Source organism: Sphingomonas bacterium (assembly GCF_903644055.1).
GTDB lineage: Bacteria > Pseudomonadota > Alphaproteobacteria > Sphingomonadales > Sphingomonadaceae > Sphingomonas_I.
On sequence record NZ_CAHJXD010000236.1, the window covers coordinates 1 to 13,275 of the forward strand.

Below are 13,275 nucleotides of genomic sequence, written 5' to 3' on the forward strand. Positions count from 1 at the left end.
CGATCTCGATGACCAAGATCGGCCAGTTCCTCGGCGTCACCGCGAGCGGGGAGACCGGCGCGCCGCTTCCCGCCGCCGCGCCGCCGCCACCATCCTCGCTCCAGGCGACCGGCAACGGCAGGCTCGCGCTGTTCCCGCCCGCCGGGCTCGATGCGGTGCGCGAGGTGCAGGCGCGCGTCGCCGCCTCGCTGCACGTCGCCTTGTGGGAGTGGCAGGCGCGGATGGGCGGGCGCTGCGCCGCGCTGCGCTGGGTCCGCCAGACCCCGCCGCTGATGCGCGGCGATTATGTTCACTACACCAGCGCCGGCGGCCGCGAGATCGCGCGGCGCCTGCAAGCCGACCTGGATACGGCGGCGGAGCGGTGAGGGGTGTCCAAGCCTCCCTCTCCCCTTCAGGGGAGAGGGCCGGGGAGTGGGGGAGTCGTAGGGATGGCGCGCTGCCGTTCCCCGGACTCCCCCACCCCAACCCCTCCCCCGAGGGGGAGGGGCTCAAGTAGATGCTCTTCCCCACGCTCACCTTCGGTCTCTTCTTCCTCGCCACCTTCGGGCTCGTCTGGTCGGTGCGGGACAATGAGTGGCGCAAGATCCTGCTGCTGCTCGCGAGCTGGCTGTTCTACGGCGCGTGGGACTGGCGGTTCGTGGCGCTGCTGATCGGATCGGCCTTGCTCAACTGGGGCTGCGCGCGATTGATCGCCGCCGCACCGGACGCAGCGGCGGGGCGGCGCAAGGCGCTGCTGATCGTGGGCGTCGCCGCCAATCTCGCAATCCTCGGAATCTTCAAATATTACGACTTCTTCCTCGAGCAACTGGGCGTGCTGCTCGGCCGTTTCGGGATCGCGCGCGATCTGCCGCTGATGCAGATCGTGCTGCCCGTCGGCGTCTCCTTCTTCACCTTCCAGGCGATGAGCTACCTCGTCGACGTCGCCAGGAAGCGGATCGCGGCGGCGGCGCTGCTCGACGTGACGCTGCTGATGTCCTTCTTCCCGCATCTCGTCGCGGGGCCGATCGTGCGCGGCTCCGATCTGCTGCCGCAGTTCCGCGCGACCCCTAGGCTGACGCGCGACGCCGCGGCGATCGGGCTGGTGCTGATCGTCTGGGGATTGTTCAAGAAAGCGGTGATCGCGTCGGAGCTTTCGACCGGGCTGGTCGATCCCGTGTTCTTCGATCCCGCCGGCCATTCCCGGATCGATCTGATCGCCGCGGCCTATGGCTATGCGGTGCAGATCTACTGCGACTTTTCGGCCTATAGCGATATGGCGATCGGGCTGGCGGCGCTGCTCGGCTATCGTTTCCCGCTCAACTTCGACCAGCCCTATCGCGCGACCAGCCTCCAGGATTTCTGGCGGCGCTGGCACATCAGCCTTTCGAGCTGGCTGCGCGACTATCTCTACATCGATGCGCTCGGCGGCAACCGGAAGGGCTTCGTGCGCCAATGCGTCAACCTGCTGGCGACGATGCTGCTCGGCGGCCTCTGGCATGGCGCGAAGTGGACCTTCGTGATCTGGGGGGGCTTGCACGGCGGCGTGCTGGCGATCGAGCGGATATGGGAGCGGCTGCGCCCCGGCGAATGGCCGCGAATGCCGCGCTGGCTGGGGCTGATCGCGACCTTCCATATCGTCGTGCTCGGCTGGATAGTCTTCCGCGCGGAGAGCTTCGCGCAGGCGAGCGCCTATCTCGCCGGGCTGTTCGGCCCGGCGGGCGGGGCGGAGGCGGCGCTGGCGGTGACGCCGCTGGCGGTGGCGCTGATCCTTTTCGGGCTGGCGATCCACGCCGCGCCCGCCGATCTCGGCCAGCGTCTCGCGCTAAGATTGCGGCTGCTGCCGTGGTGGGTGTTGGGATTGCTGGCCGGGGTGGCGATCCTGATCGTCGATGCGATGCGCTTCGAAGGGGTTGCGCCGTTCATCTATTACCAGTTCTGAGGAAGCATGATGCCGCGTGAGACGCCGTCGCCGATCGATCTGCCCGCCGCTCCGCTGGATGCGCCCGGCCTCGGCTGGACGGCGGCGGCGCTGACGACCGCCGCTCTGTTCCTGCTCGCCGCCAACGCCGTCTCGCTGCGCGACTGGGCCGAGAGCCTGACGCCGGGCCCCACGCAGGCGCGCTTCGCCGAGGCGACCGAGCAATGGGCGGCACTCACCGACGGCGCCGGGATCGGCCTCGCCCGCGCCTGGCTCCACGCGCGCTGGAAGCAGGCCGAGGCGGCGCGCTTCGGGTGACGGAGAGCGCCGATCGGGCCGCGCGCGCAGGTTGACGTGACGCCCAAAGTCGCGCAATCGCGCCGCCTTCCGATCGCTCTGAGGCCCGATGGCGGAGTGGTTACGCAGAGGACTGCAAATCCTTGCACGCCGGTTCGATTCCGGCTCGGGCCTCCAAAATCCTGTCTGGCAGTGCCTGCTGACAGTTGAAAAAGTCCCTGATTTCCGCTAGTTTATGGGCAATCGCTGATCGTCAGTGATCGCCTCTGTTTGCCCGCAAGTGCGGATGATGGGGGCCTAATTTGGGGGCCTTGTGAGGCCCCGCAGAATCGAGGCCCCCAATGGCGCTGACCGATACCGCGATCCGAAATGCCAAGCCCACCGACAAACCTTACAAAGTGACAGACTCGCAGGGGCTGTATCTGCTGGTCAATCCGCGAGGCAGCAAGCTGTGGCGCGTCAAATACCGCATGAACGGCGTCGAGCGGAAATTGGCGTTGGGGCCTTACCCCGAGATCACGCTGGCCGAAGCACGCGCGGCCCGTGATGCGGCCCGCAGACAATTGGCTCACGCCGTCGATCCCAATGTCGCTAAGCGGCAGGCGCGTATCGAGGCGAGCATTCGCGCCAGCAACAGTTTCGCTACCGTTGCCGAGGAACTGATAGAGAAGAAGACGCGCGAGGGGCTCGCGGAGCCTACGCTGGAAAAAATGCGTTGGTTCGTGAAACTACTGGGCACGGATTTCGGCAAACGCCCGGTCACCGAGATCATGCCGCAGGAACTTTTGCACGAGCTGCGTAAGCACGAGCGGCGAGGCCGCTTGGAAACGGCTAACCTGCTTCGATCCTTTGCTAGCCGGGTTTTTCGTTATGCCGTTGCAACAGCGCGCGCCGAACGCGATCCAGCCCAACTGCTGATCGGCACCCTTACATCTCCGAGGGTCAAGCATTTCGCAGCGATCACCGATCCGGTGGCGTTCGGCGCGCTGCTCCGGGCGATCGAGGATTATCAGGGCGATCCGTCCGTCATGTATGCTCTGAAACTCACACCCCATGTGTTCCAGCGCCCTGGTGAACTCCGGCAGATGGAATGGGCCGAGATCAACTTCGACAAGGCGGTCTGGATAATCCCGGAAGGGAAGATGAAGATGCGCCAGCCCCATTCGGTGCCCCTGTCCCGGCAGGCCTTGGCGATCCTAACTGAGATGCGCGGATTATCGGGTTCGGGGCGCTATGTGTTCCCCTCGGTCCGGACGCGGGCAAGGCCGATCAGCGACAACACGATCAACGCTGCGCTGCGGCGCATGGGCTATTCCAAGGAGCAGATGACCGCCCACGGCTTCCGTACATCCGCGTCGTCGCTGCTGAACGAATCTGGCAAGTGGAACCCCGACGCCATCGAACGGGCATTGGCGCATATGGTGGCGGGCAGTGTTCGGCGCATCTACAACCAGTCTGCCTACTGGAAGGAGCGCGTCGAGATGGCGCAGTGGTGGAGCGACTATCTGTGCAGGCTTCGCGACGGAGGCATGTGAGCTTCTCTTACGAACAAGGAGGATCATGGATAATCAGAAAGAGGTCCTTCCGCTCCGGATAATCGCAGCGAGGTTCATCAGTAGCAACGAGCTTGAAGGCCTGGCTGAACTCGACCGCATCACTGCGGATGTGTACGGCCTGATTCAAACAAAGTATTTGGTCTGGTGGATCGCATTTTCGGCGGCACTGTTCGCCTCTGCAATCACCCTGCTCCCCGGCATCGGATTGACTCTCGCAGGAGTAAAGGGTGGTGAAATCGTTGCAGCCATCGGGCTGATACCGTTCGGTCTCTTGCTTGCCGTGGTCAGCTATTGGCGCATCCTCCAATATGGAAGCATGAGGGCGTCCCAGCCGCAAAAGGCGGTGTACGCGAACCCGGACGATCCTGCCGCGCGAAATCTGGAACGCCTGTTCGCGTTGCTCCAACTCGAAACGACCCCGCGCGCCTTCTACGTCACAAGGAATGGCGTGAAACGGTACATCAACGAGCGCTATTTCTTCGGCAGCCTTCGTGCTGCGTATGTCTCCAAGGAAAGCCCGGTGCGTGAGGTGCTGTTCGCGCCGATCGGTTTCTGGTTTTCCCGCGAGATTTTCATGGATGTCGATGTCGACGCCCTGATCGCACAGGCCAAGGCGAAACCGAATCGGGGCGCGCCCAAGACCTATGATTACACCGACGCGGTAATGTCGCTGATCGAGCACCCGGTCGTTCGAGCCATCGACGTAAACAAACGTGGCAACCAGACCCAGATCGCGGACCTGCTTGAAGACTGGTACCGCACCAAGGGCGGCTCCATTCCCAGCAGAACCCAATTGTCGCTTTACGCCAAGCTGATTCTGGAGGTGATCGCGAAAAATCGCGCGGCTAAATCATAGCCCCGATTGCCGATGAATGACGGCCTTCAGCCAGTTCGAACCTTCGTCTTTTGCCGAGAAAGCATCAGAATTCGCTGATTTCTGCGATATTTCCCTACCGTTGGAAATGCCGGCGAACGCCTGCAAATGGTCCGGTCTCCCGCCGCAAATCGGCAACCACGGAGACGCACATGGAACCGCTTGCCCTCTCGATCAACGCAGCCGCCAAGGCCCTGAGCATTGGCCGTTCATCCATATATGGCCTGATCAAGTCTCACAGGCTTGAGGCGATCAAGATCGGAACCAGAACGCTGGTGACGACCGCATCGCTCACCCGGCTGGCACAGTCCCGCAAGGACGCCTGACTCAGAGACGTTCCGTGGGAGTTGGCGGGCCACTCCGCGCCTCCGGGTCACCCTCCCGACAATCTGCACGCTTTCGCGTGATTTCACGAAAGGATGTCCCATGCCCGTTTTCCGCAAGGCCGCGGACCGGCTTGCCGACCTGCTGCGCAATGATCGCAGGGTTACGTATCGCGTTTCGATCAACGCCCGTTTCGCGCGGTATGTGACGCCTCTGATGGATCGGCTTGCCGCCGATGACGAGGACGGCGAGACCTTGCGCTCCGCACTGGTCTCTTGGCGGTATTCGCAACGCCCGCCGATCGCCGTCTATCAGGGCGATGTCTCCACCTGCCGGATCGACGGCCCGTGGCAGATGACGAAGCGTCGCTGGTTTCCGCTGGGGGGTCTGATCCTCTCCCCCGGCGTCACCGCACACCTCAATCCGTTCGAGGCGCAGGCGCTGCACAAGCGGATGCAGGAGGCGATTGAGGATACCACCCTCGCATGGGTTCGCGATCATGATCTTCGCAGTCATCGCCGAGGCCCGGAGGAAATCGACCGGATCGTGGCCGACCCCGCCGCCAAGGTGATGATCGCGGCATGGGCATTCGGGCAGCGCGGGGCCAACGCCATGCCGAACACCAGCTCCGGTGAGGGCAGTGATTGCTGTTCCGGCGAAACCGGCGACGCCTTGTGCGAAGCCTGCCGGAAAGGGCCGGATCATGATTGAGCCGGTCACCCTTATGAGAGCGTTGCGGGGCTACGATGCTACGCATCGAGCCAACAATTCAGATACACACCTCACGCACGGGTGCATCCAGCTTTTCCGCCATTTTCCGAGAGTGCGCCCGGAGTGCGCTGCGCCATCGGATTATCGGACCCGCCAAATTCCGTCGTTTTTCGGGGGTGCGCCGCGCACTCCCACGGGGGCGGCGCTATGAGGCCGGTTCAGCACACCGTCCGCCTGCCCGTTCCGCTCGACAAGGCGCTTCGGGCGTTGGCTGAGCGACACGGCATGAGCGTTTACGCGGTCCTTCAACGTAGCGTGAAAGTGGGTGTCGCAGCGCTCGCCAATCCGCCCGCACCTGACACCGCCAGTCATGAGCTCGTCGCCGAGCTGGCATCAGTCAGCACCCGCATTGTCGATGTCGAGCGGATGCTGGACCGGGCCTTGTTCACCGCCTGCGCCGCCTATTGCTATGCGCGCAGCGCGGCGATGGGCGCGCGCAAAAGCGACGAGATCATCACCGCCGAAATCAACGCGGCCTATGATCGTCAGCGGCGGCTCTCACAGGAGAAGCGGCCATGAGCCAGCCCCATGATCGGCGTATCCATGCCGATGCCTTACGCCGGCACAATCGCATCAATCAGGTTCGGCGTTTCAAGCGGCAGGTCGGTATCATGCTGGCGTCGGTCGCCCTGGGCGCCGTGGCCGCTCCCTACGTGATGCTCGACCCGCAGACGGTGCAGTCGACCGGCACCTACTTCCAAGCCAAGGCGAAGGCCTGGGTATTCACGGGCACGGTCGAGAATCCCACAATCAGAATCAACTACAAGGGGCAGGTCTACGACGCGCTGGTCCAAGGCGTCATCGCCCATCCCTATTATCGGGAGGCGGTCCGCGCCACTCTGTCTTGGATCGTGCGCGGGTGCTGGCTGGGCTTTGCCGCTTGGCTGTCCGGCCTGTTCCTGTTGCGCAGAGCCGTGGCGCGACGACGCGAGCGCGCGTTGCGGGATCGCGTCATCGCCGGAACCTTGGTCACGACCGAGAAGCGACTTGCCAAGCTGACGGCCGCCGAAGCGGAGTCCGGCGCGCTCGCCATCGGCACGGTCCCGATCCCCTCACGTCTGGAAACCCGACACCTGGCAATGATCGGCACGACCGGCAGCGGCAAGACCACGGCCTTGCGCCAGCTGCTCGACGGGATCGAGGCGCGCGGCGAAGCGGCCTTGGTCTATGACACCAGCGGCGAGTTCATCGCGCACTACTACCGCCCGGCGCGCGGCGACATCATCCTCAACCCCTTCGACGCCCGTTGTGCCTTCTGGTCGCCCTTCGCCGAGATCGCCCACCCTGCCGATGCCGACCGCATCGCGCATCAGCTTATCACCGAAACCGGCCAGAGCGACCGGGACGTGTGGCTGGACACCAGCCGCATCCTTGTCGCCAACATGATCCGGGCGTTGTGGCGCGAACGCAATTGCACCTTGCCGGACCTGTTGGACGCGCTTCAGGTTCGGACCAAGGACGACCTGAAAATCTGGCTGGGCAACAGTTCATCGGCGCGCACCTTCGCCGAGGATGCCGACCGGGCGACAGGCAGCGTGTTGTTCATGCTCGCCAAGGCCGCGAACCTGATCCAGTTTTTGCGCGCGGAAGGCAGCGGCGGCGCGCCCTTCGCCTTCCGCGACTTCATCCACGGGCTGGACAAGCGCACAGGTCCACGGCCGTGGATATTCGTGCCGCGCAAGGAGGACTATTTCGAGGCATCCAAACCCCTGCTCGCCTGCTGGCTGGAATGCGCGGCGAGCGCCGTGCTGGGGCTTCCACCATCGCCCGACCGGCGCATCTGGTTCGTGCTGGACGAGCTGGCCGACCTGCCCCGCGTCGATAATCTCGCGCGACTGTTGCCGGAAGGGCGCAAGTTCGGCGCGGCCGTCGTGCTGACCTTTCAGGCGCTGGGCCAGATGCGGCATCGCTACGGGCCGCAGATCGCCGAATCCATGCTGGGCTGCTGCAACACCAAGCTGTTCCTGCAAACCATCGACAGCGAAACCCGGCAATGGGCCAGCCAGACCATCGGCGAGTGCGAGGTCGAAACCCAGACTATGACCGACGCGCTGGCCGAAGGCGACGATGCACCCCGCACCACCTTGGGCCGGACGCGGAAGATGCGGCCCGCCGTGCTGGAAAGCGAACTGCGCCTGCCCAAGTATGAGGGATATTTGCTGTTCCCGGACGGCTTGCCGGTGGCCCGGATCAGGCTGACCGCCGATCATATCGCGCGGCGCGGACCTGCCCGCCAGCCCGGATTCGTCGCGGGCGATCCCGACACCACGCTTTGGAAGCAGTCGGGAAATGTCGCGCCCGCACCGCCGCCCCCGCCGACGCCCGCCGGTCAGGGGCCGGTGTGATGGTGGCTTCCGTTTCGGCGCTGACCAGTTCGGCGCAGGCCAGCAGCTACTATGAGGCAGACGACTATTATTCGGAAGGCGGGCTTGCCCCCTCCGAATGGCAGGGCGCGGGCGCGGAAGCGCTGGGCCTGTCCGGCGAGGTGGACCGCGATCAGTTCCGCGAGTTGCTGGACGGCAAGGTGGCGGGGGCGCAGCTCGGCACCTTCCGCGATGGCCAGCTTGAGCATCGCCCCGGTTGGGACGTGACCTTGAGCGCGCCCAAGTCCGTGTCAATCATGGCCGAGGTGGCGGGCGACCTGCGGTTGGTCGCCGCGCATGGCGAGGCCGTGAAAACGGCGATGGCCCATGTCGAACGCCATATGGCCGCCACCCGCATGCGGGATGGCGGGACGGTGAACCGCGAGGCCACCGACAATCTCGTGATCGCGAGTTTCCAGCATGGCACCAGCCGCGCCCAAGACCCGCAGCTTCATACGCATAACGTCATCATGAACGCGACGCGGGGAGAGGATGGCGCATGGCACAGCCTTGAACCGCGCGCCATCTATCAGCTTCAAAAGCAGATCGGCGCGATCTACCGGCAGGAACTGGCGTTGAAGGTCCGCGAACTGGGCTATGAGATTGAGACGGGCAAGGACTCGCTGTTCGAGATCAAAGGCGTGTCCGCCGAGGTAATAGCCGCGTTCAGCACCCGCAGCGCGGAGATCGAGGCAGCATTGGCCGAGCGCGGCACGTCCCGCGACACGGCTAGTGCCATCGAGAAGCAGATCGCCACGCTCGATACGCGCGAGGCGAAGGTTGCCGCCGATCATGCCTCGCTTGTCGGGGAGTGGCGGGAGACGGCCAGCGGGGCCGGTTTCGGCGCGGCGGCGCGGCTGGCGATGATCGAGCAGGCCGAGGCCAAGGCCGCCGATCCTTCGCACCGTGCCGATATGGCAGCGCAGGCGACAATGGCGGATCGCGCGGTCGCCCATGCCGCCGACAAGCTGGGCGAGCGGCAATCGGTGTTTTCCGTTGCCGCCTTGCAGGAGGAAGCCGGAGGGATCGGGTTAGGCAAGGTCGGTCATACGCAAATCGGAGCCGCTATCGAGGCGGCAGCGAAACAGGGCGAGTTGGTCGACCGCACATTTCAGGACCGGCGCGGCGCGGAGTTTGCCGGGTTCACTACCCGCCAGAATGTCGAAACCGAAACCAAGATGCTGCGGATCGACGCCGAGGGGCGCGGCGCTCTTGCGCCCATCGCATCGCCGCTTACCGCCGCCAAGGCCGTCGCCAGCGCCGCAACGCAGGCCGAGCGGATGGGTTTTAGCTGGAATACCGACCAGCGCGCGGCGACCGAGCAGCTTCTGACCAGCCGCAGCCGGATCACCGCCTTGCAGGGTTACGCGGGCACCGCCAAGACCACGACCGTATTGGCGACCTTTGCCCGTGAGGCCGAAGCGCGCGGGATGGCGGTGACGGCATTGGCCCCCACCGCATCGGCGGCGATGGTGTTGGGCGAGGCGCTGAATACGCGCGGCGATACCGTTGCGCGGCATCTGCTATCGCCCGAGCGTCCTGATCCAACGCGGCCCGCCGCGTGGATCGTGGACGAGGCTTCTTTGTTATCGGCCCGCGATACCGCGCGCTTGTTCGACCTGGCCCACAAGCATGATGCCCGCGTCATCCTTGTCGGTGACGTGAAGCAGCTTGGTTCGGTCGAGGCGGGCGCGGCCTTCGCGCAGTTGCAAGGCGCAGGCATGGAAACGGCGAAGCTGGCCGAGATCGTGCGGCAGACCAATGAATCCACCAAGGAGGCCGTGCTGGCGTCCATCGAAGGGGACGCGAAGAAGGCGCTGACCGCGCTGGACCGTGGCGGCGGGCAGATCGTTGAGAACGCCGACCGGGCCGAGCGGTTCGCTGCCATCGCCGAGCGGTATGCTGGGCTGGACAAGGCCGGTCGCGCCCGCACCCTTGTTGTCGAGCCATCACGCGAAGGGCGCGAAGCGCTCACCGCCGATATTCGCGCGGCGCTGACCAGATCGGGCGCGCTGACCGGCCCCGCCGTCACCATGCATAGCCTTTCCAACAAGGGGCTGACCCGCCACGAAGCGCGCGATCCGATGAGTTACGAAAAGGGCGATGTTGTCCGCTTCACCCGCGACTATGCCGACAAGGGTGTGACGCGCGGCGAAGCCTACCGCGTCGAGAGCATCGACCCCGCCAAATCCGCCATTGCGCTCAAATCGGAGGACGGGCGCGATGTGGATTGGCGCTTGCGGCAATGGGGGGCGGCCAATGCCCAAGCGTTCGCGCCGCAGACTCTGGAACTCAAAACCGGCGACAGCATCCGGTTCACTCGCAACGACCGGGAGGCAGGCCGGATCAATGGCGGGCGTGGCGAAGTGATCGCGGTGGACCAGCAGACCCGCACCGCCACCATCCAGACATCGCAGGGCAGGACCGAAACGCTCAATCTCGATTCCGCCCGCGACCGGCATATTGCCCATGCCTATGTCGAAACCGCCTTCGCCGCCCAAGGCCGCACCTCCGATCATGTCATCATCCATGCCGACAGTCGCGCGACTAACCTGATCGACCAGAAATCCTTCTATGTCGCGATTTCTCGCGCGAAGGAGTCCGTCGCGATCTTCACCAATGACCGGGCCAAGCTGGCGTCCGCCATCAACGAACGGGCCGGACAAGTGCAAACAGCGATTGCTGAGGTTGCAATGCCCACGCCTGTGGCTGGCAAGGGGATGGGGGCGGGGATGAGATCATAGTGTTGAAAAGCGGCCGCCTGGCTGGCGGCCCCAAGCCTCGGTTCTTTGCGGATCACTGTGTGGCGGAATCCGTCTGCAAGCTTTTGGAGGAACGCGGACATTCTGTGACCCGCCTCCAAGACGTACTTCGACTGATTCCCCGGACCCCCATGGTCGCCAAGGTTGCGCAGGAAAAAGATGAAATCCTGCTCAGCCATGATGGCGACTTCTCGGTTATCACCTCGACAAAGCGGAAGCGGCGCCGGTTTCGGAAGTTCAGCAAGGTCAACCTGAAGTGTACCCATGCCGTTGCTAGCAAGCGGCTGGCGGCGGCTTTGTTGTTGATTGAGTTCGAATACACAGTCGCTGAATCACGAACCGACAAACGCATTGTCATCGACGTCCAACCTACCTTGATCCGCACACTGCGATAGGCATCCCAAGGGGTGTGCGGTTCATCCCGATCACAAGACTCCGACCCGAATTGAATCGAATTTCCAAGGGATCAAATCTATTTGCGGCCCACGATGGACGCAACCATACTGGGTTCCCAAACGCAGGATGGAGGCCGAGATGGCAGAGGATGATGATTTTCTTGCGCAGTTGGATGCGGAGATAGTCGAACAGATCAAAAGTTCGGGCGGCGGCGATCCGTGGGCGCTCTACCTGATCCGCGCCCTCTGGCCGTACCCTTCCGGAGCTGAGCGGCAGGACACCCTCAAGGGTATAGAGGCTCAATGCGCTAAGGTGGGGCGCAAACTCAGGCCGACTTTCGAGCAAACGGTGCAGCGGACATTTAACAACCACAATTCCGATCGTTGCGGGCACGCGCCAAAGCACCCCTTATTCCACTGCGTGGGCGGGATTGGCTCTGGCGTGTGGGCGCTTCATCACGACAATGCGAAAGTTTGGATGGCGAAGAACGGGTACGAACTGGCTTAAGCGTGTGTCAAGGAGATAAATTGGTAGGATAATTGCTGTCGTATGAGCGAGATTAAGCGATTACTCCCTATACTTGATCGCTGGGCGCATGGCACCGGCACTATCGTATATTTGTATGGCAGTCGCGCTCGCGGTGACTATCATAATGATAGCGATGTTGATGTATTTGTCGAATGGCCTGCTGATTTGAACAACAGATTCGTTGATTGGTGGACATTGGAAAATGCAAATATCTTCAAGAATTTAAGTCACGATCTTGGCGCAAAAGTTCAAATTTTGGACCCCTGCGATAAAGAAATGCAGGTAAAAATTCGATCCGCAAAAATTGTTGGAAAATTTGGATGCGCGATGGCCATATTATTGCCGAGGCTTAAGCCGGTTCGGTGAGAATTAATCCATTGGTTGACAAAATGCCAATCCAAGCATTTGGCCACGGACGAACTGGGGACGCAAATGAAAACACTGTTATGGATTGTCGTTGTCGCCGGTGCATTAGCGACCGGAGTTGCGGAGGCCAAAACGCGATTTGAACCTTACGAAGCGCGCAACTCCGTAATTGAAGGGCAAGGTGGCTCTCGCACAACAAAGGATGGGATCGATTTCTGGACGATGGGCGATCCCCCGCGCAGATACCGGATCATCGGAATCATAAGAGATAACAGAGGGACAGGCGTTTTACATGGCAATGCCGTTGGTTCCTCTGGAATTGCTAAAAAGGTCCGAGACGTCGGCGGAGATGCCATCGTGTTGCTGAACCAAAACTCCTCTGTCAAAGGCATTTGGTCACAGGGCCAAGCTTCTACTTCTGGCAATCAGACCTACGGTTCCGGCCTGAGCATCCCGATTGAGGAGCGAGTGACTACTTTTGCCGTAGTGAAATATGTTGACCCGGAAGCAAGTTCGGGCACACCACCCGCAATGCCGCGATAGGATGATTTACTTCTCACCGGCACATCTCGTGTCGAGGGTCAACACTACTGTGGACGAAATGGGGCCTTTTTGGGGGCTTTTCCGAAGATGAGATCAATTTAGAATATTGATAATAAACTGAAATATCTTGGGAGTTGGATTCCGGCTCGGCTCCAGCGGCTTCCCTTATGCCGGCGATGACGGAGCCCTGCCCGCCGGGGGTGGGGGGTCGGGCAGGGCTCGCGCCACGCCAAGCAACTGTCGGATAGGGTAGACCCGACGAGGGGAGTTACGGAGCATCGCGTGCCGCGGTTTCAGATCCGGTGAAAAAGTTTTCGGGTCCGGCGACGGCGCTTCGTCACCTGCGCGATGCTCTGGCCTGACGCCGCGCGGCATCGCGGCTTGCGCGCAAACGCGGGCACTATAAATGTTGCGCGACGGCCGAGTGTACTGTAGACATAAAACACCTAAGAGAAAGAGCGGGGCGCGGTGACCGAACAGAATTTCGAGCGGCTGCGCGCGGCGATGGTCGCGAGCCAGTTGCGCACCACCGCGGTCGACGATCCGCGCGTGCTCGCGGCGATGGCCGCCGTGCCGCGCGAGCGCTTCGTGCCCGCCG

13 protein-coding genes, 1 tRNA gene and 2 pseudogenes are annotated in these 13,275 nt (G+C 63.0%); all 16 read left to right on the plus strand.

Annotated elements, in window-relative coordinates; all coding sequences use genetic code 11:
• Nucleotides 1-365: pseudogene (locus HUU94_RS10400) on the plus strand (hypothetical protein); the annotation flags it as partial.
• Between the two features lie 131 nt (nucleotides 366-496).
• Nucleotides 497-1,918, plus strand: a complete 1,422-nt coding sequence (locus HUU94_RS10405) for an MBOAT family O-acyltransferase (protein ID WP_174275014.1) — start codon at nucleotides 497-499, stop codon at nucleotides 1,916-1,918.
• A gap of 9 nt (nucleotides 1,919-1,927) precedes the next feature.
• Nucleotides 1,928-2,215 carry a hypothetical protein gene (locus HUU94_RS10410; protein ID WP_174275015.1) on the plus strand — a complete coding sequence of 96 codons (288 nt, stop codon included), beginning with the start codon at nucleotides 1,928-1,930 and terminating at the stop codon, nucleotides 2,213-2,215.
• An 82-nt stretch (nucleotides 2,216-2,297) separates the two neighbouring features.
• Nucleotides 2,298-2,371 (plus strand) — tRNA-Cys (locus HUU94_RS10415).
• Between the two features lie 164 nt (nucleotides 2,372-2,535).
• Nucleotides 2,536-3,729: a tyrosine-type recombinase/integrase gene (locus HUU94_RS10420; protein WP_174275016.1), complete on the plus strand. Its 1,194-nt coding sequence runs from the start codon at nucleotides 2,536-2,538 to the stop codon at nucleotides 3,727-3,729.
• Between the two features lie 25 nt (nucleotides 3,730-3,754).
• Nucleotides 3,755-4,606, plus strand: coding sequence for a hypothetical protein (locus tag HUU94_RS10425; RefSeq protein WP_174275017.1), 852 nt, complete (start codon nucleotides 3,755-3,757; stop codon nucleotides 4,604-4,606).
• 170 nt (nucleotides 4,607-4,776) lie between these two features.
• On the plus strand, nucleotides 4,777-4,950 hold the full coding sequence (locus HUU94_RS10430; RefSeq protein WP_174275018.1) for a helix-turn-helix domain-containing protein: 174 nt from the start codon (nucleotides 4,777-4,779) through the stop codon (nucleotides 4,948-4,950).
• 100 nt (nucleotides 4,951-5,050) lie between these two features.
• Nucleotides 5,051-5,659 (plus strand): hypothetical protein, encoded by a 609-nt coding sequence (locus HUU94_RS10435; RefSeq protein ID WP_174275019.1) that lies wholly within the window; start codon nucleotides 5,051-5,053, stop codon nucleotides 5,657-5,659.
• Between the two features lie 207 nt (nucleotides 5,660-5,866).
• On the plus strand, nucleotides 5,867-6,238 hold the full coding sequence (locus HUU94_RS10440; protein ID WP_174275020.1) for a hypothetical protein: 372 nt from the start codon (nucleotides 5,867-5,869) through the stop codon (nucleotides 6,236-6,238).
• A complete protein-coding gene (locus HUU94_RS10445) occupies nucleotides 6,235-8,064 on the plus strand; it encodes a type IV secretion system DNA-binding domain-containing protein (RefSeq protein WP_174275021.1) in 1,830 nt (609 codons plus the stop codon). Before HUU94_RS10440 ends, HUU94_RS10445 begins: the two co-directional genes overlap by 4 nt.
• Nucleotides 8,064-10,826, plus strand: a complete 2,763-nt coding sequence (mobF, locus tag HUU94_RS10450; RefSeq protein ID WP_174275022.1) for a MobF family relaxase — start codon at nucleotides 8,064-8,066, stop codon at nucleotides 10,824-10,826. Before HUU94_RS10445 ends, mobF begins: the two co-directional genes overlap by 1 nt.
• A gap of 59 nt (nucleotides 10,827-10,885) precedes the next feature.
• Nucleotides 10,886-11,239, plus strand: a complete 354-nt coding sequence (locus HUU94_RS10455; protein ID WP_174275023.1) for a hypothetical protein — start codon at nucleotides 10,886-10,888, stop codon at nucleotides 11,237-11,239.
• 139 nt (nucleotides 11,240-11,378) lie between these two features.
• Complete coding sequence (locus tag HUU94_RS10460; RefSeq protein WP_174275024.1) at nucleotides 11,379-11,747, plus strand: hypothetical protein; 369 nt, start codon at nucleotides 11,379-11,381, stop codon at nucleotides 11,745-11,747.
• A gap of 42 nt (nucleotides 11,748-11,789) precedes the next feature.
• A complete protein-coding gene (locus HUU94_RS10465) occupies nucleotides 11,790-12,134 on the plus strand; it encodes a nucleotidyltransferase family protein (RefSeq protein ID WP_174275025.1) in 345 nt (114 codons plus the stop codon).
• Nucleotides 12,135-12,173: 39 nt separating this feature from the next.
• Nucleotides 12,174-12,677: a hypothetical protein gene (locus HUU94_RS10470; RefSeq protein ID WP_174275026.1), complete on the plus strand. Its 504-nt coding sequence runs from the start codon at nucleotides 12,174-12,176 to the stop codon at nucleotides 12,675-12,677.
• A 468-nt stretch (nucleotides 12,678-13,145) separates the two neighbouring features.
• Nucleotides 13,146-13,275 (plus strand): annotated as a pseudogene (locus HUU94_RS12845) (protein-L-isoaspartate O-methyltransferase); the annotation flags it as partial.

What these genes read in the sequence shown, in the direction of transcription:
- HUU94_RS10405 (WP_174275014.1), top strand. Translation starts at nt 497, where the DNA reads ATGCTCTTCCCCACGCTCACCTTCGGTCTCTTCTTCCTCGCCACCTTC.
- HUU94_RS10410 (WP_174275015.1), top strand. Translation starts at nt 1,928, where the DNA reads ATGCCGCGTGAGACGCCGTCGCCGATCGATCTGCCCGCCGCTCCGCTG.
- HUU94_RS10420 (WP_174275016.1), top strand. Translation starts at nt 2,536, where the DNA reads ATGGCGCTGACCGATACCGCGATCCGAAATGCCAAGCCCACCGACAAA.
- HUU94_RS10425 (WP_174275017.1), top strand. Translation starts at nt 3,755, where the DNA reads ATGGATAATCAGAAAGAGGTCCTTCCGCTCCGGATAATCGCAGCGAGG.
- HUU94_RS10430 (WP_174275018.1), top strand. Translation starts at nt 4,777, where the DNA reads ATGGAACCGCTTGCCCTCTCGATCAACGCAGCCGCCAAGGCCCTGAGC.
- HUU94_RS10435 (WP_174275019.1), top strand. Translation starts at nt 5,051, where the DNA reads ATGCCCGTTTTCCGCAAGGCCGCGGACCGGCTTGCCGACCTGCTGCGC.
- HUU94_RS10440 (WP_174275020.1), top strand. Translation starts at nt 5,867, where the DNA reads ATGAGGCCGGTTCAGCACACCGTCCGCCTGCCCGTTCCGCTCGACAAG.
- HUU94_RS10445 (WP_174275021.1), top strand. Translation starts at nt 6,235, where the DNA reads ATGAGCCAGCCCCATGATCGGCGTATCCATGCCGATGCCTTACGCCGG.
- mobF (WP_174275022.1), top strand. Translation starts at nt 8,064, where the DNA reads ATGGTGGCTTCCGTTTCGGCGCTGACCAGTTCGGCGCAGGCCAGCAGC.
- HUU94_RS10460 (WP_174275024.1), top strand. Translation starts at nt 11,379, where the DNA reads ATGGCAGAGGATGATGATTTTCTTGCGCAGTTGGATGCGGAGATAGTC.
- HUU94_RS10465 (WP_174275025.1), top strand. Translation starts at nt 11,790, where the DNA reads ATGAGCGAGATTAAGCGATTACTCCCTATACTTGATCGCTGGGCGCAT.